This is a genomic window from Bacillus sp. RK1064, from assembly GCF_051488405.1.
Taxonomy (GTDB): domain Bacteria; phylum Bacillota; class Bacilli; order Bacillales; family Bacillaceae; genus Bacillus.
In genome coordinates this window covers 1,297,756-1,319,079 of sequence record NZ_JBPSCZ010000001.1, presented here as the reverse complement: position 1 = coordinate 1,319,079, position 21,324 = coordinate 1,297,756, and the positions used below count along the sequence as shown (strand labels likewise).

Below are 21,324 nucleotides of genomic sequence, written 5' to 3'. Positions count from 1 at the left end.
TCCTAGACTTCAAAGGTTTTCTATCACACTGAAAAGAAGACAAAGGGCTAAAATAAAAATCATTTTAGCCCTTTGTCAATAATCTAAAGCCGCTGGCGACAGCGGCTTTTTTTCATTCATCGTAGGAAAGGACGGCACGGGCGAGTACCTTTGCTGCGACAGGCATTGCTTTTTCGTTGATATCAAATTTTGGGTGATGATGGGGATACACGTCTTGGCTGTTTTCAGGCATGGCGCCTGTGTAAAAGAAGGTACCAGGAACATGCTGAAGGTAGTAAGCAAAATCTTCTCCACCCATTTGGGTTTCCGCTTCTTTTACTTCTGTGACACCTTCTGTCTGTTTTGCGATGTCAGCAATATATTCAGTCGGCTTTGGATGATTTTTGACAGCAGGATATCCTCTCACATATTCATATGTGTAGTCGGCATCATGCATGTTGCACACCCCTTTCACGACCTGTTCAATTTCTCGTTCGATGGTGTGTCGTGCACTTTCTTCAAAGGATCGTGCAGTACCAGTTAAAACAGCTGAATCTGCAATGACGTTAAAAGCATTCTCTGCCACAAAACCTCCAACAGATACAACAGCAGAATCAACTGGATTGACTTTACGGGCAACGACTTGCTGCAGGTTTGCGACGATTTGTGAACCGATGAGTACAGCATCTTTCGTTAAGTGAGGCTGGGCGCCGTGTCCGCCTTTCCCCTGAACTCGAATAGAGAAGCGGTCGGCGGCTGCCATAAAGTTCCCGCTTTTATAAAGAACGGTGCCACAAGGCTCTGGAGACCAAAGGTGCGTACCGAATATGACATCGACACCGTCTAAGCAGCCGTCTTCAATCATTGGTTTTGCACCGCCTGGCGCATATTCTTCTGCGTGCTGATGAATGAGGACGATTTTCCCTTTTAATTGATCGCGGTGCTCATTCAAGATTTTCGCTAAGACAAGTAGTGTCGCTGTGTGCCCATCGTGCCCGCATGCATGCATCACACCTGGCTTTGTTGATTTGTAAGGCACTTCCTTTTCATCATGGATGGGAAGTGCATCAAAATCAGCCCTGAGGGCAATCGTCGGCCCCGGAGAAGCTCCTTCGATAAAGGCGAGTACACCATGGCCGCCCACCTGTGTGCATGTTGGTATATGTAATGTGTCATAGTAGTTGGCGATGAAAGCGGCTGTTTCTTCTTCCTGGAAAGAAAGTTCAGGATTCATGTGGAGATGGCGTCTAATTTCAACCATTTCCTCATAATGTTCATCAAGACGTTCATTAATGCTTTTTTGTAAAGTGGATATTGTCATTGAGTCGAAAACCTCCTTCATGCTCTTTTACTGATTGTATGGTAATTGTTAGAATCTTTCAACAGAAGAGGATTTCGCATGCTGCATCAAAAGGTCATTTTACATAAAAGTCGAAGTTGATATGAAGCGGGGAAAGGGAGGAATCGTGTTGGGAAGCTGTCCAAATTGTTCAAAAGCATTTTCTTTCGTTGAAAAGTTTCATCTATCACATACGAAAATGATGATGTGTCCAAGCTGTCGTCATCAAGTCAAAGAAACCTTTGTCTCCAAGATGAGTTTTTTCATGATCTGCTTGATTCCGCTATTGGTGATGCTCATTCAATTGAAAGGTGCTTCACCTATGTTGAAGTGGCCGATCTTATTAGGGTGGATACTATTGAATTTCTATGTGCTTCAGCCGATCATTCATCGGTACGAGCTGACATCACGACGATAAAATGAAAAGCCCAGCTATTGGGCTTTTTTTCATGAAAAAAAGAAGTGCTGCTTTCAGCACTTCCTTAATTGTCTGTAACGGCATGATAGGATGTGAGAAAAGCAGGACGAGAGAAGATGGAGCCAGTATCCTCATTTGGCTGAAAGAACGCTTCTGATTCTTGAAAGTCTTCAAATAAGTCCTCTGATTCCCAAAGTGTCATAATCAAATACACTTCTTCATCTTTTTTCGGTCTTAACACTCGAAGAGCCTGGAAGCCCCGCTGATGTTCTGAGATGTTCGTCTTCTTCTGAAAAGTAGATTCAAAAAGTGCTCTGCTTTCAAGCTTCACAGGGATATGATTCAAGGTGACGAAGCCAGATTGGACTAGCTCACCTTTCGCATAAATCACATCATAGGCATGAGGGGCTTTAAAAACAGTCTCGCCCTCCGTCTCATGGAAAAGAGCTGCTTGTTCTTTTCCGACCATATAAAGCAGATTCTCCTGATCGTGTTTCTTTGCGATTTTATGCAAGAAATCTGCTGTTCCATATGTGATATAGACATTCATCTAAACCGCCTCCTGCTTGATAGTATAACAAAAGAATGATATATAATTCTTTGGTAGTCAATCCATAAAACATATTATGAAGCAATACATCCCATACTATCCGTATAAAGGAATGAGGTGACCTAATTTGAAGAAAAAGAAGATAATCATTCCATTAGTCATTGCAGGAAGTACCATCGTACTTTCATTTATTGGCTATCTGACCATTTTATTTTTAGGACATTATGTCATAGATGAAAAGAAGCTTGTTTTTCACGCTTCATCCCAAATCATTGATCAGAATGGAAAAGAACTTACAAGTATGTATTCAGAAAATCGGGACCCTGTCTCATTAAAGGATGTACCTGATAAAGTAGCGAAAGCTTTTGTGGCTGTCGAGGACAAACGATTTTATGAGCATCATGGTATTGATGCACAGTCAATTTCAAGGGCGGTTTATCGAGATATATTAGCAGGAGGAAAGGTAGAGGGCGGCAGTACAATCACTCAGCAGCTCGCAAAAAATATTTTTCTCACAAATGACAAAACCTTTCTTCGAAAAACAAAAGAAGTCATTATTGCCATTAATTTAGAAAGAGATTATTCAAAGGATAAACTGCTCGAGATGTATCTGAATCAGCTTTACTTCGGTCATGGCGTCTACGGTATTCAGGCAGCAGCCAATTATTACTTTAGTAAAGATGTGAAAGATTTAACTGTCAGTGAAGGGGCTACACTCGCTGCGATGCCAAAAGCGCCGTCTACTTACTCGCCTGTTTTACACCCTGATAAAAATAAACAAAGGCGGGACACCATCCTTAATTTAATGAATGAGCAAGGATATTTATCATCAACAGAAACAGTAGAAGCAAAAGGGAGAACACTAGGCATTCATTTGAAAAAGAAATCAGAAACACCTTGGGTGGACAGCTATGTCGATCTCATCATTAAGGAAGCAGAATCAGAGTATGCCATTTCACATGAACAATTGCTTCAAGGCGGTTATACCATTACAGTTCCGATCGATATGAATCTGCAAAAGATCGCCTACGATGCGATGAAAAACAACCGTTATTTCCCGGGAAAAAGCGGTTCTCCTGAAAGCAGTGCCGTCTTTATTGATAACGAGTCTGGCGGAGTAAAAGCAGCGATTGGAGGACGAGAATATCAAGCAAGGGGCTATAACAGGGTTACCGCTGTTAGACAGCCTGGATCTGTTTTCAAGCCGATCGCGGTATATGGTCCGGCAATGCAGGAGAAAAAACTCCGGCCTTATTCCCTGCTTGAAGACAAAGAAAAAAGCTATGACGGCTATTCACCAAAGAATTACGATGGGCAGTATGAAGGCAAGGTCACGATGGTGGAGGCCCTCATGAAAAGTAAGAATACAGCTGCGGTGTGGACATTAAGCCAGCTTGGCATTGATACCTCGAAATCATATCTCGAGAAAATGGGAATAGATATTTCGGATCAAGGACTTGCCATGGCGCTTGGCGGTTTAGAAAAAGGGGTTTCTCCACTTCAAATCGCTGGAGCTTTCCACACATTTGCAAATGAAGGCGTATATAAAAAGCCTTTCTTCATTCAGAAAATCACCAATGATGAAGGAGAAACGGTAGAGAAGAATCACAGTAAGTCAGAACGAGTGTTTAGCGTTCAGAATGCTTGGAATATGACAAGAATGCTGCAACAAGTCGTCAAAGGCGGAACAGCTCAGAGCGGTTCATATGCTGGAGATTTAGCAGGTAAAACAGGCACGACCACATATTCAGGTGTGAAAGGTGCAACAAAAGATGCTTGGTTTGCCGGCTATACGCCAAGTACAACAGGTGCCATCTGGATGGGGTATGACAAAACCGATAACAGTCACTATTTAACTGGCGGCAGTCAATACCCGGTTCAGCTGTTTAAGGATATTTTAACGGCAGGCCAAATCACCAATGAAACATTTGAAAAACCAGAGGGGATTAAAGAACTTCAAGCGCCAATCCATTTAGAGGGACTTTCAGGATTTGAAGCCCGCTATGCGTTTAAAATCAAAGGGTTGTTTACATTAGAGCTGTCTTGGGACAAGCAAGAGGATAAACGGGTTGAATACCGTATTTATGAAAAGAGAAATGGAAACGAGACGATGATCGATTCAGTGACAGGCGTGGGCAGCTACACAATGCCGTATGCCAATGTGTTTTCAGATGCGGAGTATAAGGTGGTTCCATATAATACCCAAACGCAAGAAGAAGGAGAAGGCAGTCCATATGTCAAGCCAGAGGCTTTTGGACGTTAATATTCGGCGATTTTTTGAACAATGAGCCGGTTTAGTATACCGTGCCTTGAAAAAGCGGTATAGTAAAAGCAGTGTTTGAGCCTTATACAAAGAGAGTGTAAGGCGAAAGGTGGAATGAAAGGTAATGGGAAAAACGAAGGCTTTTAATGACACGTTCTTAAAGGCGTGCAAAGGGGAAAAAACAGACCATGTACCAGTTTGGTATATGAGGCAGGCAGGACGCTCACAGCCTGAATATCGTGCCCTTAAAGAAAAATACGGGCTATTTGAAATTACGCATCAGCCAGAATTATGCGCTTATGTAACACGACTTCCTGTAGAACAATATGGTGTAGATGCCGCGATTTTATATAAAGATATTATGACCCCGCTTCCGGCTATTGGAGTGGACGTTGAAATTAAAAATGGAATTGGACCTGTGATTGATTCACCGATACGGACAAAAGCAGATATCGAACGTCTTGGGGCACTTCATCCTGAAGAAGACCTGCCATATGTGCTTGACACCATTCACCTTTTAACGAAGGAGCAGCTGAATGTACCGCTCATCGGTTTTGCTGGTGCACCATTTACGATGGCTAGCTATATGATTGAAGGCGGCCCATCTAAAAACTATCATAAAACAAAAGCGCTAATGTACAGTGAGCCTGAGACATGGATGCTGCTCATGAACAAATTAGCTGATATGACGATCACGTACATACGCGCGCAGGTAAAAGCAGGGGTCAGTGCGTTTCAAATCTTTGACTCATGGGTTGGTGCTTTAAATGCAGCAGATTACCGGACATTCATTAAACCTGTCATGCAGCGAATTTTCACAGAGTTGAAGAGTGAAAATGTACCAATGATCATGTACGGAGTTGGGGCAAGTCATCTGGTGAAAGATTGGCATGACCTGCCGCTAGATGTCGTTGGACTGGATTGGCGTATGAGTGTAGACGAAGCTCGAAAAGAAGGGCTCGCAAAAACGTTACAAGGGAATCTTGATCCAACGATCTTACTTTCTCCTTGGGAAGTCATTGAAGAGAGAGCAAAAGATATTTTAGATCAAGGGATGAAATCAGATCACTTCATCTTTAACTTAGGTCATGGGGTATTTCCAGATGTTTCACCAGATACGTTAAAGAAGCTGACCGATTTTATTCACGACTATTCAGCTAAACATAAAAAAACATCCATCTAAACTATTTCAAATGATCTGAAGGAGTGTTGGTTGTGGAGAAAAAGAAAATGGGGCTTCTTGTCATGGCATATGGCACCCCATATAAAGAAGAAGACATTGAGCGTTATTATACACATATTCGTAGAGGCAGAAAGCCGGAGCCAGAAATGCTGCAAGATTTAAAGGATCGCTACAAGGCAATCGGCGGTATTTCTCCTTTATCAAAAATTACAGAGCAGCAGGCAAATGGTTTGTGTGAGCACTTGAATGACATTCAAGACGACATTGAATTTCATGTCTACATTGGCTTAAAACATATCGAGCCTTTCATTGAGGATGCAGTTGCTGAAATGCACAAGGACGGCGTTACAGAAGCCGTGAGTATCGTTCTTGCGCCGCATTTCTCAACCTTTAGTGTGAAATCGTATAACAAACGTGCACAAGATGAGGCAGACAAGCTGGGCAATTTACAGATTACGTCGGTTGAAAGCTGGTACGATGAGCCGAAGTTTGTGGACTATTGGGTGAAACAAGTGAAGGATACGTATGCATCAATGAGTCAAGAGGAACGAGATTCCGCGGTACTTATTGTGTCTGCACACAGTCTGCCTGAAAAAATTATTGCAGCAGGAGATCCATATCCTGATCAGCTCGCACAATCGGCCAAAATGATTGCGGAAGGTGCGGGAATTGAACACTATGAAATTGGCTGGCAAAGTGAAGGCAACACGCCGGATCCATGGCTTGGACCAGACGTGCAAGACTTAACGCGGGATTTATTTGAACAAAAAGGCTATCAAACATTCGTGTATGTGCCTGTTGGTTTTGTCGCTGATCATCTTGAAGTGTTATACGACAACGATTATGAATGTAAAGTCGTGACAGATGAAATTGGTGCAGCCTACTATCGTCCAGAAATGCCAAATGCGAAACCAGCATTTATTGATGCTCTGGCAACAGTCGTATTAAAGAAGCTTGACGAAAGCAAGTAATCATATAAAAGAAGGCGATCCTATGCATGACAATCAAAAACACCTTGTCATCATTGGCGGTGGCATCACTGGTTTAGCCGCCGCCTTCTATTTGGAAAAGGAAGTCGAAGAAAAAGGTCTTCCGATTCAAATATCTCTTATTGAAGCGAGCCCTAGGCTAGGTGGAAAAATACAAACATTATATAAAGACGGCTACATCATCGAACGTGGACCTGATTCATTTTTAGAAAGAAAGGTCAGTGGACCGCAGCTGGCTAAGGATGTCGGTTTGTCCGATCAGCTCGTCAATAATGAAACTGGGCAAGCGTATGTACTAGTCAACGAAACCCTTCATCCGATGCCAAAGGGTGCTGTGATGGGTATTCCAACTCAAATCAGCCCATTTATTACAACTGGTCTTTTTTCAGTTGCGGGAAAAGCGAGAGCGGCGATGGATTTCGTGTTGCCAAAAAGCAAGGAGACCGAAGATCAGTCGCTTGGTGAATTTTTTAGAAGACGTGTGGGTGATGAGGTCGTTGAGAATTTAATCGAGCCGCTTCTATCAGGCATTTACGCAGGGGATATTGACCGCCTGAGCTTAATGTCCACCTTCCCGCAATTTTATCAAACAGAACAGCAGCATCGCAGTTTGATTCTTGGGATGAAAAAATCACAGCAGCATGCGAAAGCACAGCAAGTGACTGCGAAAAAACAAGGACAGTTCCAAACGATCAATCAAGGACTGCAGTCGCTTGTGGAAGCAGTAGAAAGTAAGCTCAAGCTGACAACGGTGTATAAAGGGACAAAAGTGAAGCAGATTGAAAAAACAGAGGGAGGCTATGGTGTGCAATTAGACAGCGGTCAAACGCTTTTTGCCGATTCAGCCATTGTCACGACTCCGCATCAATCGATCTATTCCATGTTTCCTCAAGAAGCAGGGCTTGAGTATTTGCATGACATGACTTCTACTTCTGTTGCAACGGTAGCACTTGGTTTTAAAGAAGAGGATGTTCATAATGAATATGACGGCACTGGTTTTGTCATCTCAAGAAACAGTGATTTCTCTATTACGGCCTGTACATGGACAAACAAAAAATGGCCGCATACAGCTCCGAAAGGAAAAACGCTATTGCGTGCGTACGTCGGAAAAGCTGGCGACGAATCGATTGTCGAGCAGTCAGACAGTCAAATCGTCAGCATCGTGCTTGAAGATTTAAAGAGAATCATGGATATTAAAGCAGATCCAGAATTGACGACAGTGACTCGCTGGAAGACCAGTATGCCGCAATATCACGTCGGTCATCAAAAAGCTATTTCGAACATGCGAGAAACGTTTAAGCAATCATATCCTGGTGTTTATATCACAGGTGCTGCTTTTGAAGGTGTTGGAATCCCTGATTGTATTGATCAAGGAAAAGCCGCCATCTCAGAAGCTGTATCGTATCTATTTTCATAAAAAACAACTCCCTTTTCTGTCATGGAAAGGGAGTTTTTCATGTTCGAATCATTCGAAAAGAGTTGGGAATCATAAATGTGAACAAAGTTGTTGCATCCGGGGAAAAGGATATGGTATATTACTTTCTGTACTTAATGACCAAAACGTTCAAATAGTCATTTCGGGAGTGAGATCATGAGTGTTGATAGGAGACAAATGATTTTAGATGGTGCGACGAAGGCATTTACTCAATTCGGGTATAAAGCGACCACAATGGACCTCGTGGCGAAGCTTGCCAACGTCGGGAAAGGTACCATTTATACATTTTTCAAAAACAAAGAAGAGTTGTTCGATGAAATTTTCACATCCCTTTTACTAGAGATGAGGAAAATTGCGGATGAGGCGATTGATGAGAAGAATAGTTTCTCTGAAAACCTTCACTTAGCACTCTTTGCAATTTTAGAATTTCGAAAAAACCACCAGCTCACAATTAAGATTTTTCAGGAAAATGCGGAGCTTGGCACGTCAGCGGTCAAGGAAATGATCGAAAAGATGGAGCAGATGATCATTCGCTATATCAAAATGAAAGTACAAGAAGCGATGGATAAAGGCGACATTAAGCCTTGTGATCCTGAATTGACTGCATTTGTGATGGTGAAACTATATATTGCACTGATTTTTGATTGGGAAAAGCGATACGAGCCTTTAACAAAAGAAGAGGTAGCCGAATCGCTGGAGCTTTATGTCTTAAAAGGACTATCTGCAACAACATAATTTTTTTTGAGTTCATATGACCAAATTTTATATTTAGTCATTCATCTATGGGAGGAAAACAGCAATGAATTTAATTCGGAATCAATGGAAAGACATTGTAACGAGCAAAAAACTACTGATCCCGATTTTAGCTGTCTTATTTATTCCGCTGATTTACAGTGGTGTATTTTTAAAAGCATATTGGGATCCATATGGTACAGTTGATCAACTGCCTGTAGCGGTTGTCAACTTGGATGAAGGCAGTCATTATGACGGGAAAACCCTTCATGTCGGCGATGATTTAGTGAAGGAATTAAAGAAAAACGATAATTTCAAATGGAATTTTGTCGATAGTGAAGAAAAGGCCGTAAAGGGATTAAATAACGAGGATTATTATCTCGTTGTGGAAATACCAAAAGACTTCTCGAAAAATGCAAGTACAGTGTTAGATAAACATCCGAAAAAATCGAATCTGAAATATTATACGAATCCAGGCGCAAACTATGCGGCGTCACAAATTGCGAATAATGCCATTATCAAATTAAAAGATTCGGTTTCAAAGGAAGTCACAAAAAATTACGCCGAGGTCATCTTTGATAACTTCAAAACGATTGCAAAAGGATTAGATCAAGCAAGCGATGGCGCGAAGAAAATTGATGACGGAACAAAAAGCGCAAAAGATGGCAGTACAAAGTTAAAAGACAACTTAGCCAAATTGGCTGAAGGTACGTTAACCTATAGCGAAGGTGTTCATCAGTTCGCAGGGAAAATGGGTGAACTGAACACAGGCATACAGTCTCTAGACAGTGGGCTCGGTCAGCTCTTAACAGGCTATCAAACCATTGATCAGAAATTTGGAGATCTTGGTACAGGAATTGATACATTAACCGAAGGATTAAACACAAGCCGTGAAGGACATCAGCAGCTCGCTTCTAAAATGCCGCAATTCACAGCGGGCATTGAGCAGCTAAACAATAAAGCACAATCCTTTTCAGAAAAAATTGCAGCAGTAGAAAAAGTCTTATCGTCACCAGAATTAGCGAATCTTGAAAAGATGGCGCCTAAACTCGATCAGGTGAAAAAAGACGCAAAAACGTTCAGTACAAAACTTGCTTCATTAAAAGAAGCACTATCAAATCGAGATGCTAAAGTAAAAAGCATTATCCAAAACAGCTCTATGACAGATGAAGAGAAAAAGGCGGCAATGGATCAGCTGAACAGTCTGCCTAAAATCGAACTGCCTGATCTGTCTGGACTCGAACAAAGCTTAGCGGCCTTGCAGGAACTGCCTGATGCAAGTGAGGTTCAATCAGCAGTTGCATCTGCAAAAGCGCAGCTGCAGCAAGTCAAACAGCTGCCAAAGAAAACAGAACAGCTGTACACGTCTACCGTCGCGATACAAAACGCGATCGACCAAATGACATCAGGTACGAATAAATTGTATCAAGGTGCACTGAAGCTTCAAACAGGTCAAGACCAATTACAAGATGGTCTGCAAACAGCAAATGGAAAGCTTGATACGGCGAAAAGCGGAGCGGATAAGCTTGCAAGTGGATCAAGTCAGCTTAGCGCAGCGTTAAATAAGCTAGAAAGTGGTTCAACAAATATCCAAAGCAATACATCTAAGCTTGCCGAAGGCTCAAAATCGCTTGATAAAGGATTGGGAGATTTAAAGAGCGGTACAGGTAAACTGTCCAATAAATTGAAAAGCGCTGCTGATGAAACAGGTGAAATTGATGCAAATCAAGACAATTACAATATGATTGCAAGCCCTGTTAAAACAGAAAACGATACAGCGAAAAAGATTGATAATTATGGAACAGGGCTCACGCCTTATATTTTATCCATGGGACTCTTTGTTGGGGCTCTAATGCTCACCGTTGTATTCCCAATGAAAGACCCTGCTGGACGCCCTAGAAATGCGTTTGAATGGTTTGTCAGCAAATATAGCGTGCTTTTGCTTGTCGGTATCCTGCAAGCAGTCATTGCAAGTACTATGCTCATCTTTGGGCTTGGTCTTGAGGTGGAAAGTCTCTGGCGCTTCTATCTCTTTGCGATCGTCGTCAGTCTGACATTCTTAGCGATTATTCAGCTGCTAGCCACAACAATGGGGAACCCAGGACGCTTCATTGCCGTCATTATCTTAGTTCTTCAGCTCGCAGCAAGTGCTGGTACATTCCCGCTTGAGCTTGTGCCGAAATTCTTCCAAGTCATTCATAGTCTGCTTCCAATGACATATACAATCAATGGATTTAGAACGATCATTGCAAGCGGTGATGACAGCTATTTATGGCACCAAGCAGCGATTCTTGGAACAGTTGCGATCATCATGATGGCGGCAACAACCGCATACTTTGCTTGGAACGTAAGAAAAATGAAACAAGACGAAGCTTAATCAATGAATCCTTTCTCTTGATAGAGGAAGGATTTTTGATTTGAAATTAGACATCTTGAACCCGAAGCGATATATTTTAAGAAGAGATGCTATAAAAGGCATACATGGAAGGAATTGCTTTCAGACAAAGGAGGAAATGCCGAATGACAACTGAAGTAAACGAAACCGTTCAGCTGATTCAAAAGCTCGTATCGATCCCAAGTCCGTCAGGGAATACAGAAAAGGTGATTGGCTTTGTTGAACGCTTTTTACAGGATGTAAATATTGAGACAAAACGAAATCGAAAGGGCGGCTTAATTGCCACTATTAAAGGAACCGATGATAAGGAACACCGCATGCTGACAGCACATGTCGATACGCTTGGTGCGATGGTAAAGGAGATTAAATCAAATGGACGGCTTCGTCTTGCACTTATTGGAGGCTTTCAGTATAACTCAATCGAAGGTGAATACTGTGAAATTGAAACCGCTTCAGGCCATACATACACAGGAACCATTCTCATGCATCAAACGTCAGTTCATGTCTATGCGGATGCGGGAAAAGCAAAACGAAACCAAGAGAATATGGAGATCCGACTCGATGAAAAGGTGCAAAATGCAGACGATGTCAAAGCACTTGGCATTCAAGTAGGGGACTTTATCTCATTTGATCCTAGAGTGGAAGTGACGTCTTCAGGTTTTATTAAATCAAGACACCTTGATGACAAGGCAAGTGTGGCGCTCTTGCTGCGACTCATCCACCGCATTCAAAAGGAAAACATCACATTGCCGCATACGACGCACTTCTTAATTTCCAATAATGAAGAGATTGGCTACGGTGGAAATTCCAATATTCCAGAAGAAACGGTGGAATACCTCGCTGTCGATATGGGAGCTATCGGCGATGGTCAATCAACAGATGAATACAGTGTGTCTATTTGTGTGAAGGACTCAAGCGGTCCTTATCATTATGGATTACGCAAGCATTTAGCCGCATTAGCAGAGGAGAACAATATTGATTACCGTCTAGATATTTACCCTTATTACGGCTCTGATGCATCAGCAGCCATTAGAGCAGGGTATGATATCATTCATGGACTGATTGGTCCTGGCATAGATTCCTCGCATGCATTTGAACGAACACATGAAGATTCTCTCGTCCATACAGCGAATCTCCTTTATCACTATGTTCAATCAGAATTAATCACGGCATAAAAAAAGAACCCCGATAGATGGGGTTCTTTTTCGTTAGCTTGAAAGCTGTGTCGGTTCAGGTACTTCTTGTCCAGTCATCACGCGATGTCCTTTTTCAGGGTCATATTGTCCTTCCCATTTAGACATCACAACAGCTGCAAGTGCATTTCCTGTTAAGTTAACAACTGTTCGCGCCATATCCATGATACGATCCACACCTGCAATAAATGCAAGACCTTCAGCAGGTACACCGATCGTTCCTAATGTTGCGAGTAATACAACAAAGGAAGTGCCAGGAACGGCAGCCATTCCTTTAGATGTCACCATCAGTACAAGAACAAGTGTGAGCTGCTGGACGATCGTGAGGTCAATGCCATATACCTGTGCAAGGAAAAGCGCAGCAATAGCTTGATACAGTACGGAGCCGTCTAGGTTAAACGTATAACCGATTGGGATAACGAAAGAAACAATTCCCTTCGGACATCCAATGCGCTCCATTTTATCCATGACTCTTGGTAAAACTGTTTCAGAGCTGGATGTACTAAAGGCAAGAAGCATTTCGTCTTTCATGTAAGCAAGAAATCTGAAAATATTGACGCCAATCATCTTTCCAATAATTCCGAATACAACGATAAGGAAGAGAGCGAGCGCAAAATAAACAAGACCTACAAGCTTACCTAATGAAATAAGAGATTCAAGACCAAATTTTGATACAGTCACACCAATGAGTGCGAAGACACCAAATGGTGCAGCTTTCATCACAACATTGACGACATGGAACATGGCGTGTGATACACCTTCGAAGAAGGCGAGCACTGGTTTGCCGCGTTCACCAATGGCTGAAACGCCAAGAGCAAATAACACAGTGAAGAAAATAATCGCAAGCAAATCACCTTCCGCCAATGATTGGAAGAAGTTCGTTGGAACGATATGAAGGAACGTATCAGCAACTGATTTGCTGCTTTGCTCTTTTTCCGTTTCAACATACTGGCTAATATCTTGTTTTTCCGTATTTCCAAAGTCAACGCCTGCACCAGGTTGAACAAAGTTTGCAAGCGCAAGACCAAGAATAATCGCAAATGTTGTGATAATTTCAAAATAAAGAATAGTCCTAAAACCAAGTTTCCCTACTTTTTTACCATCACCGGCACCTGCAACACCTAAAATTAAGCTAGATACGACAATTGGTATAACAATCATCTTAATGAGTCTTAAGAAGAAGTCTCCAATTGGTTTTAAATAAGTCTCAACGCCTGGGTTACCGAAAAAGATTGCCCCAACAACGACACCGAGAATAAGACCGATTAGGATTTGTGTAGCTAATCCAAATTTTAATTTTTTCATAGATTTCCTCCCTAACATATTCATTAAAGGAATATTCCCATCATATTAAGTTTTAATATATGAATTAAAGTATAACTAAAATTAAAGAGGCTCGTCCACGATTAAATTATATTAAGAAAATACAAAATTGTTTGAAAAAATGAACATTTAGAACCTCCTTTATTGATTCAAGTCAATAAAAAGTGTCTTCAGAACTAAAACTCATCATATAAAAATACTAAAAAACCCTTTTATGACAAGGGTTTTACCTTTTTACCTATTTTTCAGAAAAAATAAAAAGCACTTTTGACTCCAACTGACGATGGAGGAAAAAAGTGCTTTTTATTTCAATTTTTTACCTTATTTAAGATAACTTACTTGTGAGCATTCCTCACATTCATTACCGTAACACTCGTGTTGTTCCATTAAATCATTTCCACATTTTGTGCATTTCTTTGAGGGCAAATTTCTAAAAAACTCAGTGATTTTTCCTAGCATTTGTCATCCTCCAATACGTTTTGTTGCTATTATTGTATTATAACAGATTGATAATTGTCAATCTGTTTTGTAACAATAGGCAAGAAGAATGCTTTTTTCATGAAAAATGGGTATATTGTAAGAAGGGGATTTTTAGAAAAGGAGGGAAAAATGACGATGAAATTAACTGTCATTGGATGCTACGGAGGGTTTCCGGCCGCTGGTGAAGCGACGTCAGGGTACCTTTTTGAATCAGATGGCTTTCGTCTGCTTGTAGACTGCGGGAGCGGTGTTCTTTCCAAACTGCAGCAATACATTGATATAGAAGAACTAGATGCTGTTTTCCTTTCTCATTATCACCACGATCATATTGCGGATATCGGACCACTCCAATATGCGAAGCTAGTGGGATATCATTTAGGAAAAAGCAGCGGTCCGCTTCCGATCTATGGACATACGGGTGATCAAAAAGTATTTGGGCGACTTGCGGATGATGTACATACTAAGGCAGAGGCTTATCAGCCAGAAGAGGGTATTCAAATTGGTCCATTTCAAATTGATTTTTTGAGAACGGTTCATCCGGCAGAATGCTATGCTATGAGAATTCAGGCAGGGGATGCTGTGGTGGTGTATACAGCAGACTCAAGTTATCAGGACGCATTTATCCCATTTAGCAAGGATGCAGATCTACTGATTGCTGAAAGCAATTTTTATGCTGGACAGGACGGATCGAGTGCAGGACATATGAACAGTACAGAGGCGGGCAAGCTTGCAAAGGAAGCAAATGTTGGGGAACTCATCATCACCCATCTGCCCCATTTTGGCCGTCATAAAGACCTAGTCAATGAAGCACAGGCGTTATATACTGGCAATATACAGCTTGCCCATTCAGGGCTTAGATGGAACAAGGAAGGAAGATAGAGATGCTGTTTATCGATAACGAACAACATTATGATCCAATGATTAATTTGGCAATAGAAGAGTATTGCTTAAAATATTTAGATCCTGATGAAACGTATTTGCTGTTTTACATCAATCAGCCGTCGATTATTATTGGAAAGAACCAAAATACAATAGAAGAAATCAATACGAAGTATGTAGAAGACAACGGCATCAAAGTTGTCCGCCGCCTGTCTGGTGGTGGCGCAGTTTATCATGACAAAGGAAACTTAAACTTCAGCTTTATCACAAAAGACGATGGGGACAGCTTCCATAACTTCAAAAAGTTCACCGAGCCAGTCATCAAAGCGCTTGAAAAGCTTGGTGTCAAAGCGGAATTAAGCGGGAGAAATGACATCATGGCAGATGGGCGGAAAATTTCTGGAAATGCCCAGTTCGCTACAAGAGGACGTATTTTCAGCCATGGCACGCTGCTATTTGATTCAGAAATCGAACATGTCGTTTCGGCTTTAAATGTGAAAAAAGAAAAGATTGAATCAAAAGGCATTAAATCCATTAGAAGCAGGGTTGCCAATATTAGTGAATTGATGGATCAAAAGATGACAACAGAAGAATTTAGAAAAATTCTTCTAAGTTACATTTTCGATACGAATGGGGATGTCCCTCAATATCAGTTGACTGAGAAGGATTGGGAAAAGATTCACGAGATTTCTCGGGATCGATATCAAAAATGGGAATGGAACTACGGCCGTTCACCGAAATTTAATTTACAGCATTCTAAAAGATTCCCAGCCGGCTCCATTGATCTTCGATTAGAAGTGAAAAAAGGCATCATCCAAGACTGCAAAATCTTTGGTGATTTCTTTGGTGTAGGGGATATTGCTGATATTGAAAAAAGACTCATTGGGGAGCAATATGATCGCAAAACGATCAGCGGCGTATTAGAAGATATGGATATGCGCCACTACTTCGGCAACGTATCAAAAGAGGATTTTCTTGATTTGATTTATTAAAAGGGACAAGCACGGCTAGAGATAGCGGTGCTTTTTTGATTGAAAGAAATGAAAGCGATTCACATTTGATCTTGTGGATTTTTTCGATTGTCTATTATAATAGAAAGGAGGAATGTTTGGCTATAAAATGAATGGCTATTCATTCATTGATGACATGTAAGGGGTGGGAGAATGGATTTGATCAAAAATCTAGAGCAGACGGCGATGACGAAAGGAGAAAATATCGCATTGATCTTTGAAGGAAATAAGTGGACCTATCGAGAGCTGATGACAAGTATCGAGCGATTTGCAGATGGAATAGTCAACGAAGGGTTTCAAGCTGGGGATCATATCGCGCTTATTTTAGGAAATTCACCGCATTTTGTCATTTCTTTTTTTGGTGCCTTAAAGGCAGGACTTGTCGTAGTACCAGTCAATCCAACATACACACCTAGTGAAATTGGCTATATGCTGATTACAGGTGATGTAAAAGGGATTGTTGCCCCTGAACAGCTACTGCCAGTGTACGAGCAGGTGTACGAACAGCTTCCGTCTATTGAACGAGTGATTATTTGTGCAGAAAATGAATCTGCATGCAGATCAAGTTTTAAGGAAGTATCTGATCGTCTTGTCTTCTTTGGAAAGCTTGTGTCTGGTCATGCGAAAGAGAACGTGCATCCTTCTATTCATCAGGACGATACGGCAGTTATTCTATTTACATCTGGCACGACAGGAAAACCAAAGGGTGCGATGCTGACTCATTTCAACCTTTATTCAAATGCCAGAGACGTCGCTGAGTACCTATCCATTGATGAAAAGGACAAGGTCATTGCCGCTTTGCCGATGTTCCACGTATTTTGTTTAACGGTTTGTATGAATGCACCATTGATTCATGGCGCGACCATTTATGTCATGCCGCATTTCAGCCCATCGGAGCTTTTGCGTATGATGGAAAAAGAGAAGCCAACGTTATTTGTTGGTGTTCCGACTATGTATAACTATTTGTACCGCCAGGAAGGGCACGAGGAAGCGATGTCCTCAGTGAGGATTTGTATATCTGGCGGTGCCTCAATGCCTGTTGCCTTACTTCACGGTTTTGAGAAAAAATTTGGTGTCACGGTGCTGGAGGGCTACGGATTATCAGAGGCTTCCCCAGTAACTGCATTCAATCCTCTTGATGGAAAAAGAAAACCCGGTTCAGTTGGGACCGACATTATGAATGTGAAGAATAAGATCGTGAATGAACTGGGAGAAGAAGTCGGTCCAAATGAAGTCGGAGAGCTGACAGCAAAAGGACCAAACATTATGAAAGGCTACTATCAAATGCCAGAAGATACTGAAGCTGCACTAAGAGGCGGCTGGCTGTATACCGGTGATTTAGCGAGAAGAGATGAAGAAGGATACATTTATATTGTCGACCGGAAAAAGGATATGATTCTCGTTGGCGGGTATAATGTTTATCCAAGAGAAGTAGAAGAAGTGCTTTATCAACATGAAGCTGTAGCAGAAGCCGTCGTCATCGGTGTGCCAGATCCGAACACCGGAGAAGCTGTCGTCTGTTACATTTCCCCTAAGAAACATGCTCACATCGATCAAGAAGACATCATCACACATTGTTCACGCTTTTTAGCGAAATATAAGCAGCCCCAAACGATCCATTTCATAGATGATATTCCAAAGAACACAACAGGTAAAATTTTAAGAAGAGCACTAAAGGAAAAGTATCAAGCAGAGGAAAGTAAATAAAAAAAGGGAGTCTCTTATGAGGAGGCTCCCTCAGCATGTAGACAAACCCTCGCATTCAGGTCTGAAAAGGTTTTCTATCGCGCTGAAAAGAAGACAAAGGGCTAAAATAAAGATCATTTTAGCCCTTTTGAATCGCTTCTTTTAACTGTTTCTGAAAAGAATTAGACTGTTTTTGATTCAGTTCATAATACGTGCCATCTACTAAAAAAACGACCTGTGAACGGCTCGTCCAGAGCTGAAAGGTGGTGCCGTTTGTTCGGCCGTACATCACCTTGGCGATATAATCTGGTTCCTTTAAATTTTTCTTAAGATGATTGCTTGTTTGTTTGCCTTTGTTTAATTCTTCTATTAAATCTTCTGCTGTGTCCTTATCATCTATTTCATAAGATATGGACTCGTTTACAGGTGAAAGCAGCAATTTTTCTGCTCGATTCTCATCAAAGATTTCGCTCGTCCGGCTGAACACATAAAAGAAGGTAATGAGTAAAAGTCCAAAGATCACAACTCCTGCAAGGATTTTCTTCATTTTAATCCTCCAACTCTCTGTTTTATATGTAGCATCTCCGATTTTCGAGTAGCATAATCATTTTTTTCGCGAAAGCTTTTTCAGATGGGGCATGCTATGATGGAGCCACATGAGACAGGTTCTAAACAAAAAAATGGTTGATTAGAATAGAGAGAGGGATGGAAAGGAGGCTGACCAGTGCGAGTACGTAAATGGGTAGCTCTTGCAACGGTAGCTTACATATTGTACGGTCTTTTTATTTATTCTTATTTGTTTCTATTTGGGGATTCATCGGTTCCTGAAAGTGTAAAAGGAACAAGTGCAGATCCGCATACCTTTATGACAAGCCATGAACTTGTCATCAGCGAGAATTTCTCGAACATACGTAATCTGCTGTATTTCATGACAATTCCATTAGATTGGTATGTTTTTTTTCTTCTGCTCATTTCAGGGTTTTCACGAAAAATAGCAGACTGGAGCCTGGCAGCAGCTCGTTTCACATTTTTAAGCAAACTTGTATATGTGTTTGTGTTGTCGCTTTTGACAATGCTGATTTCATTGCCCATTAAGTGGATTGGCTATCAGCTGTCTTTGCACTACGGAGTATCTGCTCAAAGTACGGCAAGCTGGTTTAAAGATCAAATACTGGATTTCTGGATTCAATATCCACTTCTTGCCCTATGTGCTATTGTATTCTTTTGGCTCATTCAAAAAAGAAGAAAGCGTTGGTGGCTGTATGCTTGGTGTTTGACAGTCCCCTTCACGCTATTTCTCTTCTTTATACAGCCGGTCGTCATTGATCCGTTATATAACAATTTTTATCCACTAAAGGATCAAGCTCTTGAGAACAAGATCTTAACGCTTGCAGACAAAGCACATATCCCGGCAGATCATGTATATGAGGTCAATATGTCTGAGAAAACGAATACAATGAATGCTTATGTCACAGGGATTGGTGAAAATAAGCGTATTGTGTTATGGGATACGACACTGCAAAAGCTGAAAGATCGCGAAATTTTATTTATTATGGCACATGAAATGGGACATTACGTCATGAAGCATGTCTATATAGGATTAGCAGGATATCTAGTGCTGTCACTTGCCGGATTTTTTGCGATCGACCGTCTCTATTTTTATTTTTATCAAAAGGGAGCAGTTCCATTTCGGCTGAGGGTGTCAAACGACATCGCTGCTCTTCCGCTTCTTCTCATTATCGTATCGATGCTGTCATTTGCAGCTTCACCTTTTACAAATGCAGTTTCAAGACAACAAGAACGAGCAGCTGACGAATATGCGGTAAACCTGACAAAAGACGGAGAGGCAGGGGTGACGTCTTTTCAAAAGCTTGCAAAATCAGGGCTGTCTCAGGTGAATCCACCGCTTTTAGTGAAGGTCTTCCGCTATGGACACCCAACCATGATGGAGAGAATCATGGAGATGGAAAATGCAGCGGAAAAAGAGGAAACGTCGAGGAAGCAATAAACAAATAAAATCCGGCTGGATCAGCCGGATTTTTTTCGCGCTTGTTTAGTTAGAAGCCGCTTGAGCGTTGATTAACCCTTTGCCGTAATAGAAGGAGTTACCAAGCGGTGTTGCCGTGTTTTCTAAGCGCTGGCGAACCTGTGAATTTGATAGGTTCGGATTTTTAGAAAGAATAAGCGCTGCTGCTCCTGCTACATGAGGAGACGCCATAGAAGTTCCAGTATAAGATGTGTATCCACTGCTTGGTACTGTACTTAAAATAGAAGTACCAGGTGCAGAAACATCTAATTCAGGACCTGCGCTGGAAGACGAGTTTCTGACATTGCTGCTGTTTACATTGGCAACGGCAATTGTAGAATCATATTTTGCTGGATAGCCAACTGTACTTGTAGAGCCAGTGGAACCTGAATTACCTGCGGCCGCCACAACAACGACTCCGCGGTTATTTGCTGTATCAACGGCATTTTTAAGCGCTGTTGAACCGTTTGGTCCACCTAAGCTCATATTGATGACATCCATGTTATTGGCTACAGCCCATTCAATACCGCTAATGATCCAGCTGTATTGTCCGTCGCCATTGCGGTCTAATACTTTAACAGCATATAGGGAAGCACTTGGAGCGACCCCAAGAACACCAATTGTGTTATCAAGGGCAGCAATGGTTCCGGCTACGTGAGTTCCATGTGATTGAAAGTCTTGGGTGGCATTTGGCTCTGAAGGGACGAAGCTGGCACCGCCTGCAACATTTAAGTCAGGATGTGCAGCGTGGATTCCAGTATCAAGGACAGCTACTTTGACATTAGCACCTTTATAACCTTGAGCGTGTACAGCTGGAGCTTTGATTTGAGGGATTCCATAAGGGACGGTTTGTGCATATGCTTCTGCTTTGTGGTCTTCTTCTACGTAAGCAATGCTAGGGTCATGTTCAAGTTTTTTTGCGGCTTGTTCGGACATCTTTACTTGTGCGGCATTAATAAGACGATATTGCTTTTCTAGTTTTCCGCCATTTTGAGTGACGGCTTGTTTCTTAGAGCTGTTTGTGGTGGCAGAGGCTTTAAAGCCAACAATATAGCTCTTTTCACTAGCTGACTTTGAGACCGTCTCGGCATTTGCCATGGAGCCTCCAAACCCTGCTGAAAACAGAAGAGGGACAGCCAATAAAACACTTGTCATCACATTTTTCTTTTTCACGCACAATCCACATCCCTTTTTTCTTATTTCAGAATAATCATTCGTAGTCTATAAGAATGATTCGTTTGATTATTCTGTATATTCAGTTTAAGGGAAGTAGGCAAATAAGAGTAGACCCGAATTTTTGTGAAAGTCCTAGCGAAAATTGGGGAATTAAGCCACTTGGAAACGTTGGGAAAATATGTTTGTTCTGCTGTTTCAGCGGTTATCTATTAAAAAGGAAGTGTGCTTTTTTTCTTATGATCCATTTTCGGACAAATATTCGATACCC

Annotated in this window: 18 protein-coding genes; 12 read left to right on the top strand and 6 right to left on the bottom strand. The window is 41.6% G+C overall.

Annotated features, from left to right (window positions below; translation table 11 throughout):
- Window positions 1-112: 112 nt before the first annotated feature.
- Entirely contained in the window at window positions 113-1,300 is a 1,188-nt protein-coding gene (locus ACSSTM_RS07035; protein WP_034663572.1) for a M20 family metallopeptidase, read from the bottom strand.
- A gap of 283 nt (window positions 1,301-1,583) precedes the next feature.
- On the opposite strand from ACSSTM_RS07035, the gene ACSSTM_RS07030 reads away from it, so the two are divergent.
- The gene (locus ACSSTM_RS07030) at window positions 1,584-1,736 is read left to right on the top strand and encodes a hypothetical protein (RefSeq protein ID WP_223249501.1); all 153 of its coding nucleotides are present in this window, start codon (window positions 1,584-1,586) and stop codon (window positions 1,734-1,736) included.
- Between the two features lie 64 nt (window positions 1,737-1,800).
- On the opposite strand, the gene ACSSTM_RS07025 is transcribed toward ACSSTM_RS07030, so the two are convergent.
- On the bottom strand, window positions 1,801-2,286 hold the full coding sequence (locus ACSSTM_RS07025) for an antibiotic biosynthesis monooxygenase family protein (protein WP_034663569.1): 486 nt from the start codon (window positions 2,284-2,286) through the stop codon (window positions 1,801-1,803).
- Between the two features lie 127 nt (window positions 2,287-2,413).
- Here ACSSTM_RS07025 and ACSSTM_RS07020 point away from each other — a divergent pair, with 127 nt between their 5' ends.
- The 7 genes from ACSSTM_RS07020 to ACSSTM_RS06990 all read left to right on the top strand — a co-directional run bounded on the left by ACSSTM_RS07020 (window position 2,414) and on the right by ACSSTM_RS06990 (window position 12,458).
- On the top strand, window positions 2,414-4,549 hold the full coding sequence (locus ACSSTM_RS07020) for a transglycosylase domain-containing protein (protein ID WP_034663567.1): 2,136 nt from the start codon (window positions 2,414-2,416) through the stop codon (window positions 4,547-4,549).
- A 124-nt stretch (window positions 4,550-4,673) separates the two neighbouring features.
- On the top strand, window positions 4,674-5,732 hold the full coding sequence (gene hemE, locus ACSSTM_RS07015; protein ID WP_095284974.1) for a uroporphyrinogen decarboxylase: 1,059 nt from the start codon (window positions 4,674-4,676) through the stop codon (window positions 5,730-5,732).
- A gap of 32 nt (window positions 5,733-5,764) precedes the next feature.
- On the top strand, window positions 5,765-6,703 hold the full coding sequence (hemH, locus tag ACSSTM_RS07010) for a ferrochelatase (protein ID WP_095284975.1): 939 nt from the start codon (window positions 5,765-5,767) through the stop codon (window positions 6,701-6,703).
- A gap of 22 nt (window positions 6,704-6,725) precedes the next feature.
- On the top strand, window positions 6,726-8,138 hold the full coding sequence (hemY, locus tag ACSSTM_RS07005; RefSeq protein WP_095284976.1) for a protoporphyrinogen oxidase: 1,413 nt from the start codon (window positions 6,726-6,728) through the stop codon (window positions 8,136-8,138).
- A 174-nt stretch (window positions 8,139-8,312) separates the two neighbouring features.
- Complete coding sequence (locus tag ACSSTM_RS07000; protein ID WP_034620016.1) at window positions 8,313-8,891, top strand: TetR/AcrR family transcriptional regulator; 579 nt, start codon at window positions 8,313-8,315, stop codon at window positions 8,889-8,891.
- Between the two features lie 64 nt (window positions 8,892-8,955).
- Window positions 8,956-11,265: a YhgE/Pip domain-containing protein gene (locus ACSSTM_RS06995; RefSeq protein ID WP_095284977.1), complete on the top strand. Its 2,310-nt coding sequence runs from the start codon at window positions 8,956-8,958 to the stop codon at window positions 11,263-11,265.
- 143 nt (window positions 11,266-11,408) lie between these two features.
- Entirely contained in the window at window positions 11,409-12,458 is a 1,050-nt protein-coding gene (locus tag ACSSTM_RS06990) for a M42 family metallopeptidase (protein ID WP_034663552.1), read from the top strand.
- A gap of 33 nt (window positions 12,459-12,491) precedes the next feature.
- Here the strand turns inward: ACSSTM_RS06990 and ACSSTM_RS06985 are convergent, their stop codons facing one another.
- Complete coding sequence (locus ACSSTM_RS06985; protein ID WP_034663550.1) at window positions 12,492-13,781, bottom strand: cation:dicarboxylate symporter family transporter; 1,290 nt, start codon at window positions 13,779-13,781, stop codon at window positions 12,492-12,494.
- A 339-nt stretch (window positions 13,782-14,120) separates the two neighbouring features.
- Window positions 14,121-14,258, bottom strand: coding sequence for a protein YhfH (gene yhfH, locus ACSSTM_RS06980; RefSeq protein WP_008359029.1), 138 nt, complete (start codon window positions 14,256-14,258; stop codon window positions 14,121-14,123).
- 156 nt (window positions 14,259-14,414) lie between these two features.
- On the opposite strand from yhfH, the gene ACSSTM_RS06975 reads away from it, so the two are divergent.
- From ACSSTM_RS06975 to ACSSTM_RS06965, 3 genes are all read left to right on the top strand, one after another.
- Complete coding sequence (locus ACSSTM_RS06975) at window positions 14,415-15,158, top strand: MBL fold metallo-hydrolase (RefSeq protein ID WP_170938370.1); 744 nt, start codon at window positions 14,415-14,417, stop codon at window positions 15,156-15,158.
- Between the two features lie 2 nt (window positions 15,159-15,160).
- The gene (locus ACSSTM_RS06970; RefSeq protein ID WP_095284979.1) at window positions 15,161-16,150 is read left to right on the top strand and encodes a lipoate--protein ligase; all 990 of its coding nucleotides are present in this window, start codon (window positions 15,161-15,163) and stop codon (window positions 16,148-16,150) included.
- Between the two features lie 171 nt (window positions 16,151-16,321).
- The gene (locus ACSSTM_RS06965) at window positions 16,322-17,875 is read left to right on the top strand and encodes a fatty acid--CoA ligase family protein (protein ID WP_095284980.1); all 1,554 of its coding nucleotides are present in this window, start codon (window positions 16,322-16,324) and stop codon (window positions 17,873-17,875) included.
- A 118-nt stretch (window positions 17,876-17,993) separates the two neighbouring features.
- On the opposite strand, the gene ACSSTM_RS06960 is transcribed toward ACSSTM_RS06965, so the two are convergent.
- A complete protein-coding gene (locus tag ACSSTM_RS06960) occupies window positions 17,994-18,401 on the bottom strand; it encodes a sporulation protein (RefSeq protein WP_095284981.1) in 408 nt (135 codons plus the stop codon).
- Window positions 18,402-18,578: 177 nt separating this feature from the next.
- On the opposite strand from ACSSTM_RS06960, the gene ACSSTM_RS06955 reads away from it, so the two are divergent.
- Window positions 18,579-19,862: a M48 family metallopeptidase gene (locus tag ACSSTM_RS06955; RefSeq protein WP_095284982.1), complete on the top strand. Its 1,284-nt coding sequence runs from the start codon at window positions 18,579-18,581 to the stop codon at window positions 19,860-19,862.
- A 45-nt stretch (window positions 19,863-19,907) separates the two neighbouring features.
- Here ACSSTM_RS06955 and ACSSTM_RS06950 read toward each other — a convergent pair whose 3' ends face one another.
- Complete coding sequence (locus ACSSTM_RS06950) at window positions 19,908-21,053, bottom strand: serine alkaline protease SapB (protein WP_034663897.1); 1,146 nt, start codon at window positions 21,051-21,053, stop codon at window positions 19,908-19,910.
- Window positions 21,054-21,324 lie beyond the last annotated feature (271 nt).

Coding starts and splice junctions, on each gene's coding strand:
- ACSSTM_RS07035 (WP_034663572.1), bottom strand. CDS start 1,300: ATGACAATATCCACTTTACAAAAAAGCATTAATGAACGTCTTGATGAA.
- ACSSTM_RS07030 (WP_223249501.1), top strand. CDS start 1,584: ATGATCTGCTTGATTCCGCTATTGGTGATGCTCATTCAATTGAAAGGT.
- ACSSTM_RS07025 (WP_034663569.1), bottom strand. CDS start 2,286: ATGAATGTCTATATCACATATGGAACAGCAGATTTCTTGCATAAAATC.
- hemE (WP_095284974.1), top strand. CDS start 4,674: ATGGGAAAAACGAAGGCTTTTAATGACACGTTCTTAAAGGCGTGCAAA.
- hemY (WP_095284976.1), top strand. CDS start 6,726: ATGCATGACAATCAAAAACACCTTGTCATCATTGGCGGTGGCATCACT.
- ACSSTM_RS07000 (WP_034620016.1), top strand. CDS start 8,313: ATGAGTGTTGATAGGAGACAAATGATTTTAGATGGTGCGACGAAGGCA.
- ACSSTM_RS06995 (WP_095284977.1), top strand. CDS start 8,956: ATGAATTTAATTCGGAATCAATGGAAAGACATTGTAACGAGCAAAAAA.
- ACSSTM_RS06990 (WP_034663552.1), top strand. CDS start 11,409: ATGACAACTGAAGTAAACGAAACCGTTCAGCTGATTCAAAAGCTCGTA.
- ACSSTM_RS06985 (WP_034663550.1), bottom strand. CDS start 13,781: ATGAAAAAATTAAAATTTGGATTAGCTACACAAATCCTAATCGGTCTT.
- yhfH (WP_008359029.1), bottom strand. CDS start 14,258: ATGCTAGGAAAAATCACTGAGTTTTTTAGAAATTTGCCCTCAAAGAAA.
- ACSSTM_RS06975 (WP_170938370.1), top strand. CDS start 14,415: ATGAAATTAACTGTCATTGGATGCTACGGAGGGTTTCCGGCCGCTGGT.
- ACSSTM_RS06970 (WP_095284979.1), top strand. CDS start 15,161: ATGCTGTTTATCGATAACGAACAACATTATGATCCAATGATTAATTTG.
- ACSSTM_RS06965 (WP_095284980.1), top strand. CDS start 16,322: ATGGATTTGATCAAAAATCTAGAGCAGACGGCGATGACGAAAGGAGAA.
- ACSSTM_RS06960 (WP_095284981.1), bottom strand. CDS start 18,401: ATGAAGAAAATCCTTGCAGGAGTTGTGATCTTTGGACTTTTACTCATT.